Below are 14,095 nucleotides of genomic sequence, written 5' to 3'. Positions count from 1 at the left end.
GTCAGTTTTAAGCCGTTCATTCTCCGCTCGCAATTTGGCATTCTCAGCAACCAATTTAGAGCTACCTTCAGACTCATTAGTTTTGGTTTTTGTCTTCATTGTAGATAAAGTTTTCCAACGATACAGCAGATTTTCAGCAATTCCAAATGTCTCAGAAATCTCGCTTACTTTTTTACCAGAAATCAACATTTTTAGAATTTCTGCTTTGAAATCTGGTTCGTAGTTACGACGCGCTTTTGACTTTTTTTCATTATCCATTTTTTGCAAATTTTATGCAAAAAAGTGTGCCGCTTTTTCAACCACCTCAGTTAGGGCTGGAATAAGGCTTATTGTCAGTTTGACCCGCACCAGTTATGTATACATCCTGGCCAAAGATCTTTATTTTACCTACCCATGCCGGCGTCATATTTTTTGTTAAAGCAGTTAAAATACCATTTTTCCAGTACTGCCCAAATGCCCCAGTAGTATCTCTGTGAGCCTGGCCTAACACATGTATATCTGAGCCTGATACAGCAATAGATTCGGCGCTTGGAAGGTATGGCGATGTAACCAACTCTACAACTTTATTATTTTTCCAATATTGCGCGGTGTAGACTCCATTTACCGATCGGGAACCACCAGCCAAATAGATATCAGGTGTAATCGGTTCCGGATCGGTTTTGCGCTTCTTTTTGCATGACAAACAGAACACGCAAATAATCAGAATCAGAACACTGCAGATGTTTTTCATTTTTATGGAAGGGTGTTTACAGATAAAAGTACTCCTTAATTGTTAATTACAAAAAATCTCAGTCTCATTCGATGGTAATCAAGTGTTGAACAAACTACCGTGCGTTTTTTGCAACAATCAATAGAGTACAATATATCTTATCTTAGTGCAAAACAAATCACAATCTACACAACTCCTCTTGAAATTTTTTTTGCACTTGGTTTTGTATTTCGATATTTTCATTCCGGATTAGCTGATGAATTATGGTTAAGATTTCTCGTAGCTTAATTCTTATTGCGTCGAATTACAATGCGCTTACCCAGTTTTTTCAAATCACCGAAAGTATTAAACCAAATGATATCTTTTGAAAAACCGGATTCGCTGATAAAATTGAAGTATGACTCACCTAAGGGCGTAAAATAAGACCCATTCGGAAACATGTAGGCAATTTTTGCTCCGGGAACCACCCAGATGTTTCTATCTGTCTGATCTGCCAATCCAATAAGTTCATCAGATGGGACGATTGTCAGGTATCTGTAGTTCATTTCAGAGGGGAAATAAACTATCAGTTCATATGTTTTATCATTGTTCGAGGTTTGATTTTTCTGGAATAGGTATACATTGATTGGCTTATGTGTCTCATTGAAAGCATTGTAATGATTCGTTCTGAATAAAATAAACCCAAATACAGAAGGAATGAACATTGTGCCCGCTGCAATTAGCACTATGATTATGCCTGCAATTTTAACAGCAGTACTGAATGCTCTTTTCACAAAAATGATCTTAGATAGGATTAATTATTACATACAAGTCTTTGTGAGTACACAAATATTCTTGAAACATATATTTCACACACGGAATATTCGAAGTAAAAATACCCTTATCAAAGGCTTGACGATGTTTATTTTTTAGATTTTTAATTTCCTGCGGCGTTTTCTATTTGCAACCTGACTCGTAACAAAGTCATAGATTGTATCATTCATCAAAATAATTTCCAAATAGTTGCAAGTATCAGTAATCGCAATTGACATGGTCGAGTAGGCAAGGGCATTTCAGCCCAAGCCTCTCACAGAACCGTTCGTGACAGTCTCCTGTCATACGGCTCTTATTATCCAGAGGTGGTACATGGCTTCACTCTCCAGTGAACGAATAGGTTGGGCATTGATTTCTTTACCTTTCCCACCCATTTCAACGACATCTGTATACTACCATGTAACTTTTTGTATTTCTTACGTGCCCACCTTGCTATCCGGATGTCTACCAGTGATAATATTTGATCAAGTTTGCTCTTACTGTCTCGTCCTGATTTTACTTTACTGAACTGAGTGATGCAGAGTAGTCCACCCCAGCTTATCTTGCAGATTGATATTAGCTCCAGATAGTATCAATTTATTTAATAAGTCAGTCTTTTCTAAGAAAAGGCTATAAAATAGTGGAGAACGTCCATCACTATCCAAGCTGTTCAAATGTAGTATAGCAGCATGTTCGTCTCCGGCTAACAGCAACTGAATTACTTCGGTAGACATTCTTGATACTTTATTATTTTTCATGTTTTCGACTCTTTTGCTTGAAAGATCGTTTATAGGGCTAAAACTTCGTTTTTTGAGACAGATCTATTGTCACGTTGGAATTGCAAAATAATTACTTTTTTATTGTAAGCTTTGGATTTATTTTTCCAACCCATACGTCACCAACTGGGAATAAATACATGACATTTCCATCATTGTCAATTTTTCTTATTGAGCTCTCTATATTTTTTTTGAACCTCTTTTGATCACGGCGATAATCATCTAATCTTTCCCAATTCTGTTTAGGGAAGTTCACTTCCCATTCATAAAGATTATCAAGGTCAACCTTGAGCTCCCAAGTAAATTGATTCGAAGCATCCGGGATTTTACCAAAATTCAACTGTGGGAATTTTTTAATCTCTTTGGCTGGAAGAAAAACATCATTATCATAGTAGGTGATTTTATCATCAATTGCACAAACGACCTGGCTCTTGCTCATTCTTGGAATATACAACCAAATTGCTAGATAATAATCTAAATTTTGCTCATCCAATCTTGATTTCCAATCCATATAAATATCTATAAGTATGCTTATTGTCTTTTTTCGTAGCTTTCCGGAAACAGATCCATCAATACTGTATCCATAGCAGTCTTCCATCTCAAAATATTGAAATCTGTTTTCCAATAGCTTTTTTAGATCGAGCTGTGAATCAGGATCATTCCAGTAATCCTCGATACTTCGAAGGATTTTTTTCGACAGTATAGTTTTCTTTTTCAAATGTTTATCTTACTACTTATCGTTTTATGAAATCGGATTTCCCATTTAGTGCCAATCAAAAATAAAAATGTATTCCCGTTTTACGATTCAATGTTTCGACGAACAGAAGCTTTATAGCTTGGGCAGTTTTCATTAGATTCTTATCACTAAAATTATCGAAAACATCACTTTCTAACACCTTTATGATCATGGCTGCGTTTATAATACTTTCGTTCTCAAAATCGTCGATAATGGAACCAGTCAACTTATTTATTGCAGCGAAAAACCCTAATGTCCACAATAGCTCAAAAACTTGATTGTTTAAAATTATCTCAATTAAATCCTATGGATGATTTACATCGTATTCAAGCCGGTCTAACGCAGCAAAGTCTTTCGGGACGCAAATCGTTTTCATTTATCTTCGTTTTTTGAGACACTTTTAGAAGTGACAGTCTGTCACTTTGTATCAATTATCGTTTTTTGAGACTGTTGAATTGGGAGCTTCTACCTTGGCACTGACTCTGACGGAACAAATTCTTACAGAGTTCATCGTATACTGCTGGCTAACACGTAGAAACAGATCGGGTGAAAATTTCTATCAAAGCTTTGCGCCTTATCAGATCCGGTTGTTTTAGCCCAGGATAATTTGTGAAATCTAGAGAAATGATCTGATATATAAATTTTTTGCAGTCGGTGTCCGGTTACAAATATCCAGTAAATGGTTTATTTCTTCACTATACTTTAGACCGTCAAATAAATGAAGATAAAAATAGGGTACTAAGCTTTGTTGCATGCCATAATTGCCCAGGATTTTTTCACAGTCACGCTCTGAAAAATCTGCACCAAAAAGCCGGTAAGGAAAATATTGTCCCCAGAACGTCAGTTCTACACTGTCAGGATATCTTGCCAGCCCCATCTCAATGATGGCCGAAAACCTTTGGCCACCAATAAGACTCCATTCATCTGGGATCATATTTGGAATATTAAATTCCATTTGTAGTGCTGCAAAAGCCCAGTAAAGAAAGGACAGGTTTATAAAGTCATCCATTGCAGGCTGATCACTTGTGGCTATCTGGTTTTCGTACTGCTTTACTGCGTCTACATATTCCCGTTTTATATCCTTACTTTGTGCCAAATTCATATTTGATTTTTGATTTTAACTGAACATTTCGCTTTTAGCTGGATGTCCATGCAGCTCATTACATACCAGATTTTTACCAGCCTGCAGGTCTTACCTAAGTACTCCATTAAAACTCCTTTAAGTACCGAAATATACTGGCAAAAGAGGTGCATGAATCAGGATCACCTCTTTCGTTCGTTTTATGAAACTAGCTTATAAACATTTTTACTTTTGCAAGTACTCACGGATCAGTAACTTGACCACCGGTGCACTCTCCTCGTGGATGCGGCAGTACTTCCAGTTTTTGCCGATCACAATCATTGGCTTTGCAACGTCTAAAATCTCTTTAAGCCCTGCAATATTACCTTCGATCCCGGCTGTATGAACACTCGTTACTACTGTCTGCTCTGATTCGGTTAAATCTTCCCACCGGCGAGTTTCTTCCAATCCTTGTATTTTCATAGCTGTTCCACTGCGATTTTGAATCTCATAAACCAACTTCCGTGGTTAAACCTGTAATTTCCTTTGCTACGGACTGACAGATAGTCAAATAAAAACAATCGATAAATAGCATTAACGAAATTGTTGCTACCCTCAAACCATTGTTCTATACATTTAAAATATTGACTTTAAGGGCATTACAAATATCACTAATCTTGATTTGGATTAATAGTTTCAAATTCATAATCTTGTAAAACCGCATATTAATGCGTTTTACACAGGCTTCGGACAATTTACCAAATCTATCAACTACCAAATAACTGGCAAAACATTTGACCATTTAAATGAACTGTAAAAACTGTAACGCTGAGGTAAATTCAAAATTTTGTCCAGACTGTGGACAACCAGTGAGCCTTAAAAGAATTAATGGCCATTATATAGTACACGAAATTGAACACGTACTACATTTTGAACGTGGAATCTTATATACTGTTAAAGAACTTGTGACAAATCCAGGTGAAAATATTCAGAAATATCTTTCGGAGAACAGAAGCCGACTTGTTAAGCCCATTATTTTCATTATTATAACTTCACTAATATATTCCATTTCAATCAGCTTTTTTCATATTGAAGATCAATACGTAAAATTTGAAGGGGAAGAGGTAAGGTCAACAACACCAGTTAAAATTTTCAAATGGATTCAAGAACATTATGGCTACGCAAATATTATTATGGGCATTTTTATTACATTTTGGCTTAAGTTATTTTTCAGAAAATTTCGCTATAACATATTTGAGATATTAGTCTCACTTTGCTTCATAATGGGTATTGGTATGTTGATCTTTTCATTTTTCTCACTACTTCAAGGTCTGACAAAAATGAATCTAATGAATATTGGTGGATTGGCTGGAATTACTTACTGCTCTTGGGCAATTGGTCAGTTTTTTGGAAAAGATAGAATTATAAATTATTTGAAAGCATTCCTGGCATACATCTTAGGAATGGCAACATTTGCATTTTTAGCCATCTCTTTAGGTATTGTAATTGATTTTGCTATGAAACACTAATTGTAACGGCTAAATGGTTTCTACCTGTACATGAAGCTGAGTTTACCTTACTGATTTATAAATGGAATTAACAATTATATGAACCTGTGGGTTTTACATTTTTGTTGTTTGTCTTTTCGCCGTTCTCCATTTCTTAATTGGTGCGCCTCGTCCCTGCGCCTGATCAGTTGTTATGATGCCAGCAGCTGATTTAGATTGCTACTTTGCCAGGTCAAACAGTATTGTGCTAGCCTAGGGCACTAGGTCATATTTTGCATATAATAGTTCTAACAAAGTTTGATGAGGTACAGAAAAACTGACACTAGCCAAAGGTAATTGTAAACATTTTCTCAGGCCTTAGGGTTAGATGCTGGAAATAAGTCATAATACCCAATGTAACTTTCAGTCTCTAGAAAAGCTTGCTCCATCATCATTTTCTTTCCGCACCCTAACAAGAAGTGTTGCACAAGCAGGGGAAAATATACTTTTAAAAATCATAGCTTTATTCGTTTTTTGAGACAAAAATAAGAGGGAATGTTTTCTTGTGACCCGGAATCAAAAATGATACGGGCATAGTCCAGAGCACAACCAACCGTAAATGCATTAATAAACCCGGTGTTGTCTTATTTATATACTCGCGTCCAATACCCCAAATATCTTTGTTAAACGTTCTACACGTTGAGATTTATAGTCCCCCCAGCCTTCCACAATCTCTGGCATTAGTTCGCGTGTGATGGCAAACTTCGCCGCCTTCCTAATGTCGTTATCAATTTTTCCTTCCAAGATAAATTGACCGAGACCGATCGCAATAATTGCGTTGTCTGTGTCCGTTAGGAAAGCAGATCCCATATTTCTCATGACAATTTGCAGTATGATTTCCGCTTCCGCATCATCAAAGTCAGTTCCAGAATTTTTAGACGCCTGGCGTAGATGGTGCTTAACAATATTCGCCGCCTCGGTAAAATTGGAATCGAAATGATTCGTCTCAATGTACTGACGAATTTTGTTGCTGTCTAATTCGCTCAAATCAAGGACCGGATAGTCCCAAGATTCCAACAATTGATTTACGAAGTCTACCGGACTTGCTGTTGGATTAAATTTGCGCCAATTCCGAAATTGTGAAAAAGCATCTGAGCCTGCATCATTGCCAAAAGGTGCATTCTCATCTACGATATCCCAATAAAAAGCATCATTCATTAACTCCTGTGCATTGGGATGAGCGGTTTCAAGAGCAAGCTCAAATTCGTCGTATTCAGTCATGTTTAAATTAATTTCCTTATTTGAACCACTGGTTTCATGTTTGCAGGCAATGTTTATTGGATTACATATCACGAAGAATAATAATAGCCTGGTAATGGTTTTCATTGTATTTTTATAACTAGGTAAACCTCATTAAATTTAATATAAGTAAATGACCACGACGCTCCTACCGTGACAAGATCGTTTTTCGTGAAAAAAAATTAACGGTCCGTTTGAACTAGATGCTCCAAAGTCCCGACACCGATCAGCTGACATTCCGTTTCCGAGTTACATGGCTAACGCCACTAGTATTTCGCTGAAAGTTGGTGACATCCTTCTCACCGTTTACCGTAAGGTCCTAAGCTTACCGTGATGTCTAATTTCCGGAGATGTCAGATATAAAAACATAAGTATTTCAGCAAAAAAACTATGGTCTATTTTTTCTTCTTTTACTTTTTCCGTTGACAATGTCAATAAACTGTATTCTGACAGTCATCAATGAATAAACTTTCCTTCCATAGTTTTCGGCCGAAGTTACCGTTTGTCTCCCTAGATATTTCCCTAATTTGGCTGATAATGCACTATCTCCTTTCACGATTTTGGAACAAAAAATTTGATCATTATTATTAATAACCAATGCAATAAAAATATCTCCATAAGATCCAGAACTATCTTGAACCTTTGTCCCCGCTCCAAGCCCTGATACCAATGGCGGTTTTTCATACCTGAACGAAATGATCCTACCATCATCTGGGACGTGCAGTTTTTTCATCCACCCTTCACAGTCAGTTTCTTGCATCTGGAAATAACTTATAATGAGCAGAATACACAACACTCCTTTTGTTGCCATTATGTCAATTTTCGGTTTTTACGACAATCTTCCATTTAGTATTGTGACAACACACAATCCTGTTTTTAACCGGGTCCATTAACAATTCTAAAAGTTCAATCTCTGAGATTTAATACTTGTTCACTTCATATGGACGCTTTACAGAGGTGGACCCAGACTGGATAGCGGTATTTGGTCTTATGGTTTTAATTCATATTTCGTTGAATAACAATGCGCTCACCCAGTTTTTTCAAATCACCGAAAGTATTAAACCAAATGATATCTTTTGAAAAACCGGATTCGCTGATAAAATTGAAGTATGACTCACCTAAGGGAGTAAAATAAGACCCATTCGGAAACATGTAAGCAATTTTTGCTCCGGGAAATATCCAAATGCTTTTTTCTGTTTGATCTGCTAATCCTATAAGTTCATGAGAAGGGACGATCGTCAGGTATCTGTAACTGATTTCAGATGGGAAATAAACTATCAGTTCATCTGTTTTATCATTGTTCGAGGTTTGATTTTTCTGGAATAGGTATACATTGATTGGCTTATGTGTCTCATTGAAAGCATTGTAATGATTCGTTCTGAATAAAATAAACCCAAATACAGCAGGAATGAACATTGTGCCCGCTGCAATTAGCACTATGACTATGCCCGTAATTTTAACAGCAGTACTGAATGCTCTTTTCACAAAAATCACCTTAGATAGGATTAAATATTACATACAAGTCTTTGTGAGTACACTAATATTCTTGAAACATATATTTCACACACGGAATATTCGAAGTAAAAATACCCTTATCACCGGCTTGACGATGTTTATTTTTTAAATTTTTAAATTTCCTGTGGCGTCTTCTATTTGCAACCTGACTCGTAACAAAATCATAGATTGTATCATTCATCAAAATAATTTCCAAATAGTTGCAAGTATCAGTAATCGCAATTGACATCGACTCCATGCCCAAAGAGTTTATTAATAGTTGATTACAGCCAGGAGGAAGTTCTATTTTGAAAAAACCGCTTCGATCAGTTGATCCAAGTAGTAATCTATCAAGGCTCTGAATTTTAGCTCCGGTGATTATGGTTAACCCAGTCTCGTTAATTACTTTTCCAGTTATTGTTCGCTGTGCTTGTAGTAACATTGGAAAAAAACATAAAGTAAGTATTATAGTAAATCTCATGGTAGTTTATTAAGATCTGTCTTCACTTGTGCCAGACTACTGGCTCAATGCGCAGCAATAAATATAATATTAAGGTTCGCATTGATTGACGCAAATAGTTTAAAGGCTGATGCTGACCTTTTGAATGGTTATATCGATCATTTTCTCATCCTCTGAAATTTCTTGATAAGTCGAAATTTACTTTGTACCACATCTATAACTAGTGACTGTAACAATCATTGGATTGTTGATATACTTCCAAAAACCTCGCATCAAATCTACCTGATTTACTTATAGTTGCCAGAACAGATTGACGACTTTCAGGACATCCTTCGAATGACATCAGGTAAATCTGGTAATTTTCTGAGGTCTCACGATAACAACTTCCTCTGTTATCATCATAATCAGGATGGAGGTTATTTAAATTTGCAATGAGAGTTGCTTCTTCAATATTGTCAACCTTACCTATAAATTCAATGATGTCTGCTTTGTTGTTGGCAAACCTCATGGTATCGTTATCTATAAACTCAACGTATGAGTATGTCTTGGAAATAGAGTTTGACGAAAAAACGCCATAACCTGGCATCTTAAAATGGAGTCGCTTTCGAAGTAATGAGTCACCTTTAAACCAAATTATCGTTTTGTATCCACCAAGAACACTCGTGTAATTCCAGTAGCTGTACTTTTTATTCGGAGTTATTTTAGAAACCAATTGTTCGACATCGCGTAAGTGGAGTGGTAATTTACTGAAACCATCCGGAAAACTGATCCCATCATTTATATGACTTTTTCTAGACTGAGACAGAACTATTGCCACTGCTGTGGCAATCAAAAATCCATAAAAACATAGATCTACTCTTCCTTTCACCCAGGACATAAGTATGAAATAATAAGTATGCCACTAATATATAATAAAATTATATATTAGTGGCATCGAGCTTCCACATTTTAAATATTTGTTAAAAATATTTCGTTTATTAAGACTGGCTGGCTCTTTTTGAGGTAATTGATAGGTTAGTAATACTTATTGCCTGCCTATCCAGACGTTGCCGACCTTCCTTGCATACATAACATCCTCTTTTCCATTGATAACTACCTTTTCTTCGTGAAAACCAGAGTGCAATAGCTCATTGACTTCGTACTCGTCAAGATAACTCAGCTCCTTAAACTGAATATCCTCATCATCAAATACTTCCCACCTAAAATAATTAAGAATTTCATTGTTTACTACGAATTCGTTTGGTAGATCCTTCTCAGTGCCACACTTACGATAATAATCTTCTCTCCTTTCACCAACCGCTTTTACTTTTGCACAGACGACTTGACTTCTTATTGTATTGGGGAAGTTCAGCCATATCTGCAAGTCATAAGGAGTGGTCTGGTGTTCATAGAATGCCTTCCATTGGTTATGAATGATGAATAGTTTTTGCAAGATTAACCGGAAAAACCAATTTGGTGGAATTCGCTCACATAATCGGTTCCAGGGATCTATCCTAACTTTAACATAATCTTCTCCTTTTAAATGAAATCTATCCAGGTCAGGGATCTTGTTGGAATTGAACCAGATATCAATTTGTTTTTTTCCGTCTTTTCCAGCCTCTAATCTTTTTCTTATTTTTTGGAAGCATATATGTCTTTAAAGCGCTATTTATTAAACGAGCTTAATTCAACCAAAATCAGTAGATAAATATTCCTCGGTAGGCTCTGTGTTATGATAATAATGCATAGCTGCATTGCCAAGTCTGAACAGCTGCGCATGCTCGGACTTATCCGGATCAGACATGGCATCTAATAGTTTAACCTGGTTAGCATGTATTTTCTCATCGGGGTGACGGATATAAAGCAAATCTGTTTCAGAATTTATCATAGTTAGCTTTTGAGACTATTTAAACAGGTCAGAGTGCGTACCCGTCCTGACTAATTCCAGTAACATAAGTTTTTCGTTTTCGTCCCAAATAAGCAATACATCTGGGCGAACATGGCATTCCCAATAACCACTATATTCACCACTTAATTTATGAGCATTATGCTTTCGATCTAGCCCATTATGGCCTTTATCTGCCAATATTCTAAGCACAGCCGCCAATTCATCAAAATCTCTTAAACTACGTTTTTTCAGTAATTTAGCATCTTTTAGAAATTTCCTTGAGTATAGTATTTCAAACATGACTATACTAATTTCATTAACTCATCAACACTTCCCACCCTAATACCTTTCCCACTTTTAAGCTCTTTCATCGCTCTAATAGTTTCCTTGTTAGGAACCCTGTCTTCCGAAATAATTTTACCATGTATCTTACTTAAAAACTCTTTAAAAAAAGAAGTCTCTTCTTCGGGTAGCTCAATTGTCAGCGTTATCATGATCTAAGTGGTTTATTAGTAAACAAATATAACCCTTATGGGTTATTATAACAATCAATATTATATATTTTTTATCTCAATTTTTTTTCCCATCAAGTTCAAAACTTCCTCAATTTCAGAAACTTTGGCAAGGAGTCTTGCCTTATCCCTAGTTGAATGCTCAACTCGCTTATCACGCAGCCTGGCCAACTCAAATGGTGTAATGCTTTCTATAACTTTTGTTATCTCTCCCATCAACGTTTTTTCAATATTAATGCTTTTAGTTCTATATCGTTATGCTGCTCAATGAGTTTCAAATATCTGTAATAAGTAGCTCTACTCAGCCCCATTGGAATATAAACTTTCTCTGGTTCATAATCGGGAGCCTTGATAAGATTTCTTATAATGATCAATTTCCCAACAATATCAGCTTTCAGCCCTTTCGGTCTACCTCCAAGACGTCCCCTAGCTTTTGCAGCTTGTAATCCTGCGGTTGTACGCTCCCTTATCAGCTCTCTTTCGTACTCCGCTAAACTTGCCATGATGTTTAAAAATAACCTCCCTTTACTCGTAGATGTATCGACTCCGTCGGTCAGCCCTTTAACAATTACTTCTTTGGCATTAAAATCAAGAACTAAGTCTATAATATTTTTAAGGCTTCTCCCAAGTCGATCCAATTTCCAAACGACAATCGTATCTCCAACTCTTACGTGATTAATCATTGCATCAAGCTCCGGACGTTCTTTTATCGCTCCGGAAATTTTTTCTTTAAATATCTTCTCACAACCTGCCTTTTTTAATGCTTCAATTTGCAAATCCAGATTTTGGTCTTTGGTTGATACCCTTGCGTAACCTATGATCATAATTAGTCTCAAAAACTCATGTATACTCAAATATATCTAACTTAGATTAGTGATACAAGTTTTTGAGACATTTGGTTAAAAAAATTAAGAGCTATACCACTCCTCCGTCTCAGTCTCAATATACTTCCGTTTTTGCGGACAGATATAATAGGATTCGTCCTGAAAGCTATATCTGATAAGATTAGCAGTTGGCTCTTCTCTAAGTGCTTAATATTAATTATCTTGGGTTTTTAGTATTTTGAATACTTACACTATTAGTTCGAACTTTATATGCAATTAGTGAAACTACGGATCCTTTTAATCATCGGATGGTTTATTGCTGTGGCTGCTAGTTCATTGCTTGCTATCCAGTATCAGGTAGGAAAGACTACGATGGATTACGAATCCGGAGTGAGTCACCTTGTTTCAGAAACAACAAGAAAAATCTGCGAATACGCATCGAATTCGCAAAAGCAAAAGATAGTGGTCATTGACAATCTAACATCGTTGGACAGCGCGGAAACAACTCTTATATCTTCTATTCACCAAGATATTGAAAACAAGTTTTTACAAAATGATTGCAAGCTTATAGTTTCAGACAGAACAGGAGTGTTCAAAATGTTTGAGGAAAGTCAGCTAGTCTCAAAAAAGTTAGCTGCGCCGAATGGTGGTCCCATGTTTGGAAAACTACTCTCTCCGACCATACTTATAAGTGGACAAGTCAGGCTATCCGAAGATTTCATTCGAATCGACATTAAGGCTGTCGATTTAGAGCAAGGCGTCCTAATTACAAACGGATCAATAACTCGAACTCAGAATCAAGTAGTTAAATCATACCAAAAACGATATTCAGCCGGAGTTTCTGGTAAAACACTTTCGGAAGAAGTGGAAGAACCTGTTACAAATGGTCAATTAGTATCTGACTTCTTTGTTACCAACTGGGGTTGGATATGGGCGGTCATCATTCTACCGCTTTTAACCTGGTCTTTTAAATTGCTTGGTTTTGCACATCTACTAAAAGGCCAGTCAACAAATCGCAATATCTAGATGATTTGCAAGTGGTTAAATATTGAAAGCCAATATTCCCTTCGATGCTAAACAATTAATCCAATCTTACAAAACCCTCCTACTTAATACAGTTTTGCAAATTACCATGATGGGTCAAATTCGTCTCAACCAACCACCGTTTAAATCGACGCTTACGGAAATGAAATATTGATGTTAAATATTTCGGAATAATATTCATTTGTATCCTGGTACGTTGGGACGAAAATCTTTGCGCCAGTGTCTTCCAAATTTATTATCTAAATGTTGAAAAACCGCTTGGTTGTACATTACCAAACAGTCAAATGGATATTGAATCAAATCCCCAAATTCGTAAAACTGGACTTCATACTTCTTACTAAAACGCTTTTGACTAAAGTAAGTAATGGGAGGATCACCACTCTGTAAGAACAATTTTAACTTACCAATACTAATATCGAATAGAGCGCGGTTCTGATTTATTTCAGTGCAACTGCTATGGACTGGCCAATCCATACCAAGGAGGTCCGTATTTTCTATCGTTACAAGAGTATCATTGCTGCCTCGATCTAAGGCTTGAAAGTAAATTTTATAAACACCGGAGTGTAAATCTATAATTTTAAAATTGCCTGAGCTGTCACTAAGTGTACCTCTATTAGTTTGATAGGTAATCTGACAATATGGAATTGGGTCACCGGTTAACTTTGAAACGACCCGACCTGATATTTTTAGCGATCCAGTGGATAACGTTTGAGCGCTCGACGCGAATGATATAATTAATAAAAACGATGATAGCAGCTTACTCATTTTCATTGCTAATTTGTAAGTGATCGATTAAACTTACAAAAGTTTAAATATAAAAGCCATTAAACCTTGTTTTCTTGCAATAAGAGTGCACAAACTGTCTATTTAAAACGACCGTTTTCATATACCCTATCAGACAACAAATTGGGAGATTATTATTTTCTGAATCTGTGCCAGCTGCGGAAGATTGTATCCCGGAGTTAGATTGGTCTTAGGACCATTACCAGCCAAAGAGCTGCAATAGAATTTTAAAGTTGTGTCAGAAAATTTTAG

The 14,095-nt window shown here is 36.3% G+C and carries 21 protein-coding genes; 2 read left to right on the top strand and 19 right to left on the bottom strand.

The window, feature by feature from the left end:
• From E0F88_RS31650 to E0F88_RS31620, 7 genes are all read right to left on the bottom strand, one after another.
• Nucleotides 1-258: transposase (locus tag E0F88_RS31650; protein WP_165940213.1), on the bottom strand; the 258-nt coding region annotated here is incomplete at its 3' end.
• A gap of 46 nt (nucleotides 259-304) precedes the next feature.
• Nucleotides 305-730 carry a hypothetical protein gene (locus E0F88_RS31645; RefSeq protein WP_131962486.1) on the bottom strand — a complete coding sequence of 142 codons (426 nt, stop codon included), beginning with the start codon at nucleotides 728-730 and terminating at the stop codon, nucleotides 305-307.
• Between the two features lie 263 nt (nucleotides 731-993).
• A complete protein-coding gene (locus E0F88_RS31640) occupies nucleotides 994-1,254 on the bottom strand; it encodes a hypothetical protein (protein WP_131962484.1) in 261 nt (86 codons plus the stop codon).
• Between the two features lie 768 nt (nucleotides 1,255-2,022).
• Nucleotides 2,023-2,259 carry an ankyrin repeat domain-containing protein gene (locus tag E0F88_RS31635; RefSeq protein WP_131962482.1) on the bottom strand — a complete coding sequence of 79 codons (237 nt, stop codon included), beginning with the start codon at nucleotides 2,257-2,259 and terminating at the stop codon, nucleotides 2,023-2,025.
• 91 nt (nucleotides 2,260-2,350) lie between these two features.
• Complete coding sequence (locus tag E0F88_RS31630) at nucleotides 2,351-2,995, bottom strand: hypothetical protein (RefSeq protein WP_131962480.1); 645 nt, start codon at nucleotides 2,993-2,995, stop codon at nucleotides 2,351-2,353.
• 634 nt (nucleotides 2,996-3,629) lie between these two features.
• Nucleotides 3,630-4,115 carry a hypothetical protein gene (locus E0F88_RS31625; RefSeq protein ID WP_131962478.1) on the bottom strand — a complete coding sequence of 162 codons (486 nt, stop codon included), beginning with the start codon at nucleotides 4,113-4,115 and terminating at the stop codon, nucleotides 3,630-3,632.
• Between the two features lie 204 nt (nucleotides 4,116-4,319).
• The gene (locus E0F88_RS31620) at nucleotides 4,320-4,556 is read right to left on the bottom strand and encodes a hypothetical protein (RefSeq protein WP_131962476.1); all 237 of its coding nucleotides are present in this window, start codon (nucleotides 4,554-4,556) and stop codon (nucleotides 4,320-4,322) included.
• 323 nt (nucleotides 4,557-4,879) lie between these two features.
• Here E0F88_RS31620 and E0F88_RS31615 point away from each other — a divergent pair, with 323 nt between their 5' ends.
• The gene (locus E0F88_RS31615; RefSeq protein WP_131962474.1) at nucleotides 4,880-5,602 is read left to right on the top strand and encodes a DUF3667 domain-containing protein; all 723 of its coding nucleotides are present in this window, start codon (nucleotides 4,880-4,882) and stop codon (nucleotides 5,600-5,602) included.
• A 606-nt stretch (nucleotides 5,603-6,208) separates the two neighbouring features.
• Here the strand turns inward: E0F88_RS31615 and E0F88_RS31610 are convergent.
• The 11 genes from E0F88_RS31610 to E0F88_RS31565 form a co-directional block, all read right to left on the bottom strand.
• Nucleotides 6,209-6,946, bottom strand: a complete 738-nt coding sequence (locus tag E0F88_RS31610) for a hypothetical protein (protein ID WP_165940212.1) — start codon at nucleotides 6,944-6,946, stop codon at nucleotides 6,209-6,211.
• A 301-nt stretch (nucleotides 6,947-7,247) separates the two neighbouring features.
• The gene (locus E0F88_RS31605; protein WP_131962470.1) at nucleotides 7,248-7,670 is read right to left on the bottom strand and encodes a hypothetical protein; all 423 of its coding nucleotides are present in this window, start codon (nucleotides 7,668-7,670) and stop codon (nucleotides 7,248-7,250) included.
• 185 nt (nucleotides 7,671-7,855) lie between these two features.
• Nucleotides 7,856-8,344, bottom strand: coding sequence for a hypothetical protein (locus E0F88_RS31600; protein WP_131962468.1), 489 nt, complete (start codon nucleotides 8,342-8,344; stop codon nucleotides 7,856-7,858).
• 52 nt (nucleotides 8,345-8,396) lie between these two features.
• Complete coding sequence (locus E0F88_RS31595; RefSeq protein ID WP_165940211.1) at nucleotides 8,397-8,795, bottom strand: peptidase associated/transthyretin-like domain-containing protein; 399 nt, start codon at nucleotides 8,793-8,795, stop codon at nucleotides 8,397-8,399.
• Nucleotides 8,796-9,033: 238 nt separating this feature from the next.
• Nucleotides 9,034-9,681, bottom strand: coding sequence for a hypothetical protein (locus E0F88_RS31590; RefSeq protein ID WP_131962464.1), 648 nt, complete (start codon nucleotides 9,679-9,681; stop codon nucleotides 9,034-9,036).
• A 156-nt stretch (nucleotides 9,682-9,837) separates the two neighbouring features.
• Nucleotides 9,838-10,245 (bottom strand): hypothetical protein, encoded by a 408-nt coding sequence (locus E0F88_RS31585; protein WP_131962462.1) that lies wholly within the window; start codon nucleotides 10,243-10,245, stop codon nucleotides 9,838-9,840.
• 234 nt (nucleotides 10,246-10,479) lie between these two features.
• Entirely contained in the window at nucleotides 10,480-10,680 is a 201-nt protein-coding gene (locus tag E0F88_RS31580) for a hypothetical protein (RefSeq protein ID WP_131962460.1), read from the bottom strand.
• A gap of 15 nt (nucleotides 10,681-10,695) precedes the next feature.
• Nucleotides 10,696-10,980, bottom strand: a complete 285-nt coding sequence (locus E0F88_RS31575; protein WP_131962458.1) for a type II toxin-antitoxin system RelE/ParE family toxin — start codon at nucleotides 10,978-10,980, stop codon at nucleotides 10,696-10,698.
• A 2-nt stretch (nucleotides 10,981-10,982) separates the two neighbouring features.
• On the bottom strand, nucleotides 10,983-11,174 hold the full coding sequence (locus E0F88_RS31570) for a hypothetical protein (RefSeq protein WP_131962456.1): 192 nt from the start codon (nucleotides 11,172-11,174) through the stop codon (nucleotides 10,983-10,985).
• A gap of 60 nt (nucleotides 11,175-11,234) precedes the next feature.
• Nucleotides 11,235-11,408 carry a hypothetical protein gene (locus tag E0F88_RS33875; protein WP_165940210.1) on the bottom strand — a complete coding sequence of 58 codons (174 nt, stop codon included), beginning with the start codon at nucleotides 11,406-11,408 and terminating at the stop codon, nucleotides 11,235-11,237.
• Nucleotides 11,408-12,016, bottom strand: a complete 609-nt coding sequence (locus E0F88_RS31565) for a recombinase family protein (RefSeq protein WP_131962454.1) — start codon at nucleotides 12,014-12,016, stop codon at nucleotides 11,408-11,410. The genes E0F88_RS33875 and E0F88_RS31565 overlap by 1 nt, the downstream gene beginning before the upstream one ends.
• A gap of 270 nt (nucleotides 12,017-12,286) precedes the next feature.
• Between E0F88_RS31565 and E0F88_RS31560 the strand changes: the two genes are divergently transcribed.
• Nucleotides 12,287-13,042, top strand: coding sequence for a hypothetical protein (locus E0F88_RS31560; RefSeq protein WP_131962452.1), 756 nt, complete (start codon nucleotides 12,287-12,289; stop codon nucleotides 13,040-13,042).
• A 195-nt stretch (nucleotides 13,043-13,237) separates the two neighbouring features.
• Here the strand turns inward: E0F88_RS31560 and E0F88_RS31555 are convergent, their stop codons facing one another.
• Nucleotides 13,238-13,825 (bottom strand): FEKKY domain-containing protein, encoded by a 588-nt coding sequence (locus E0F88_RS31555; RefSeq protein ID WP_165940209.1) that lies wholly within the window; start codon nucleotides 13,823-13,825, stop codon nucleotides 13,238-13,240.
• Nucleotides 13,826-14,095 lie beyond the last annotated feature (270 nt).

It is taken from the genome of Dyadobacter psychrotolerans (genome assembly GCF_004349265.1).
Lineage (GTDB): Bacteria > Bacteroidota > Bacteroidia > Cytophagales > Spirosomataceae > Dyadobacter > Dyadobacter psychrotolerans.
The sequence above is the reverse complement of the archived record's forward strand: the minus strand, read 5'-3'. Positions and strand labels throughout refer to the sequence as shown.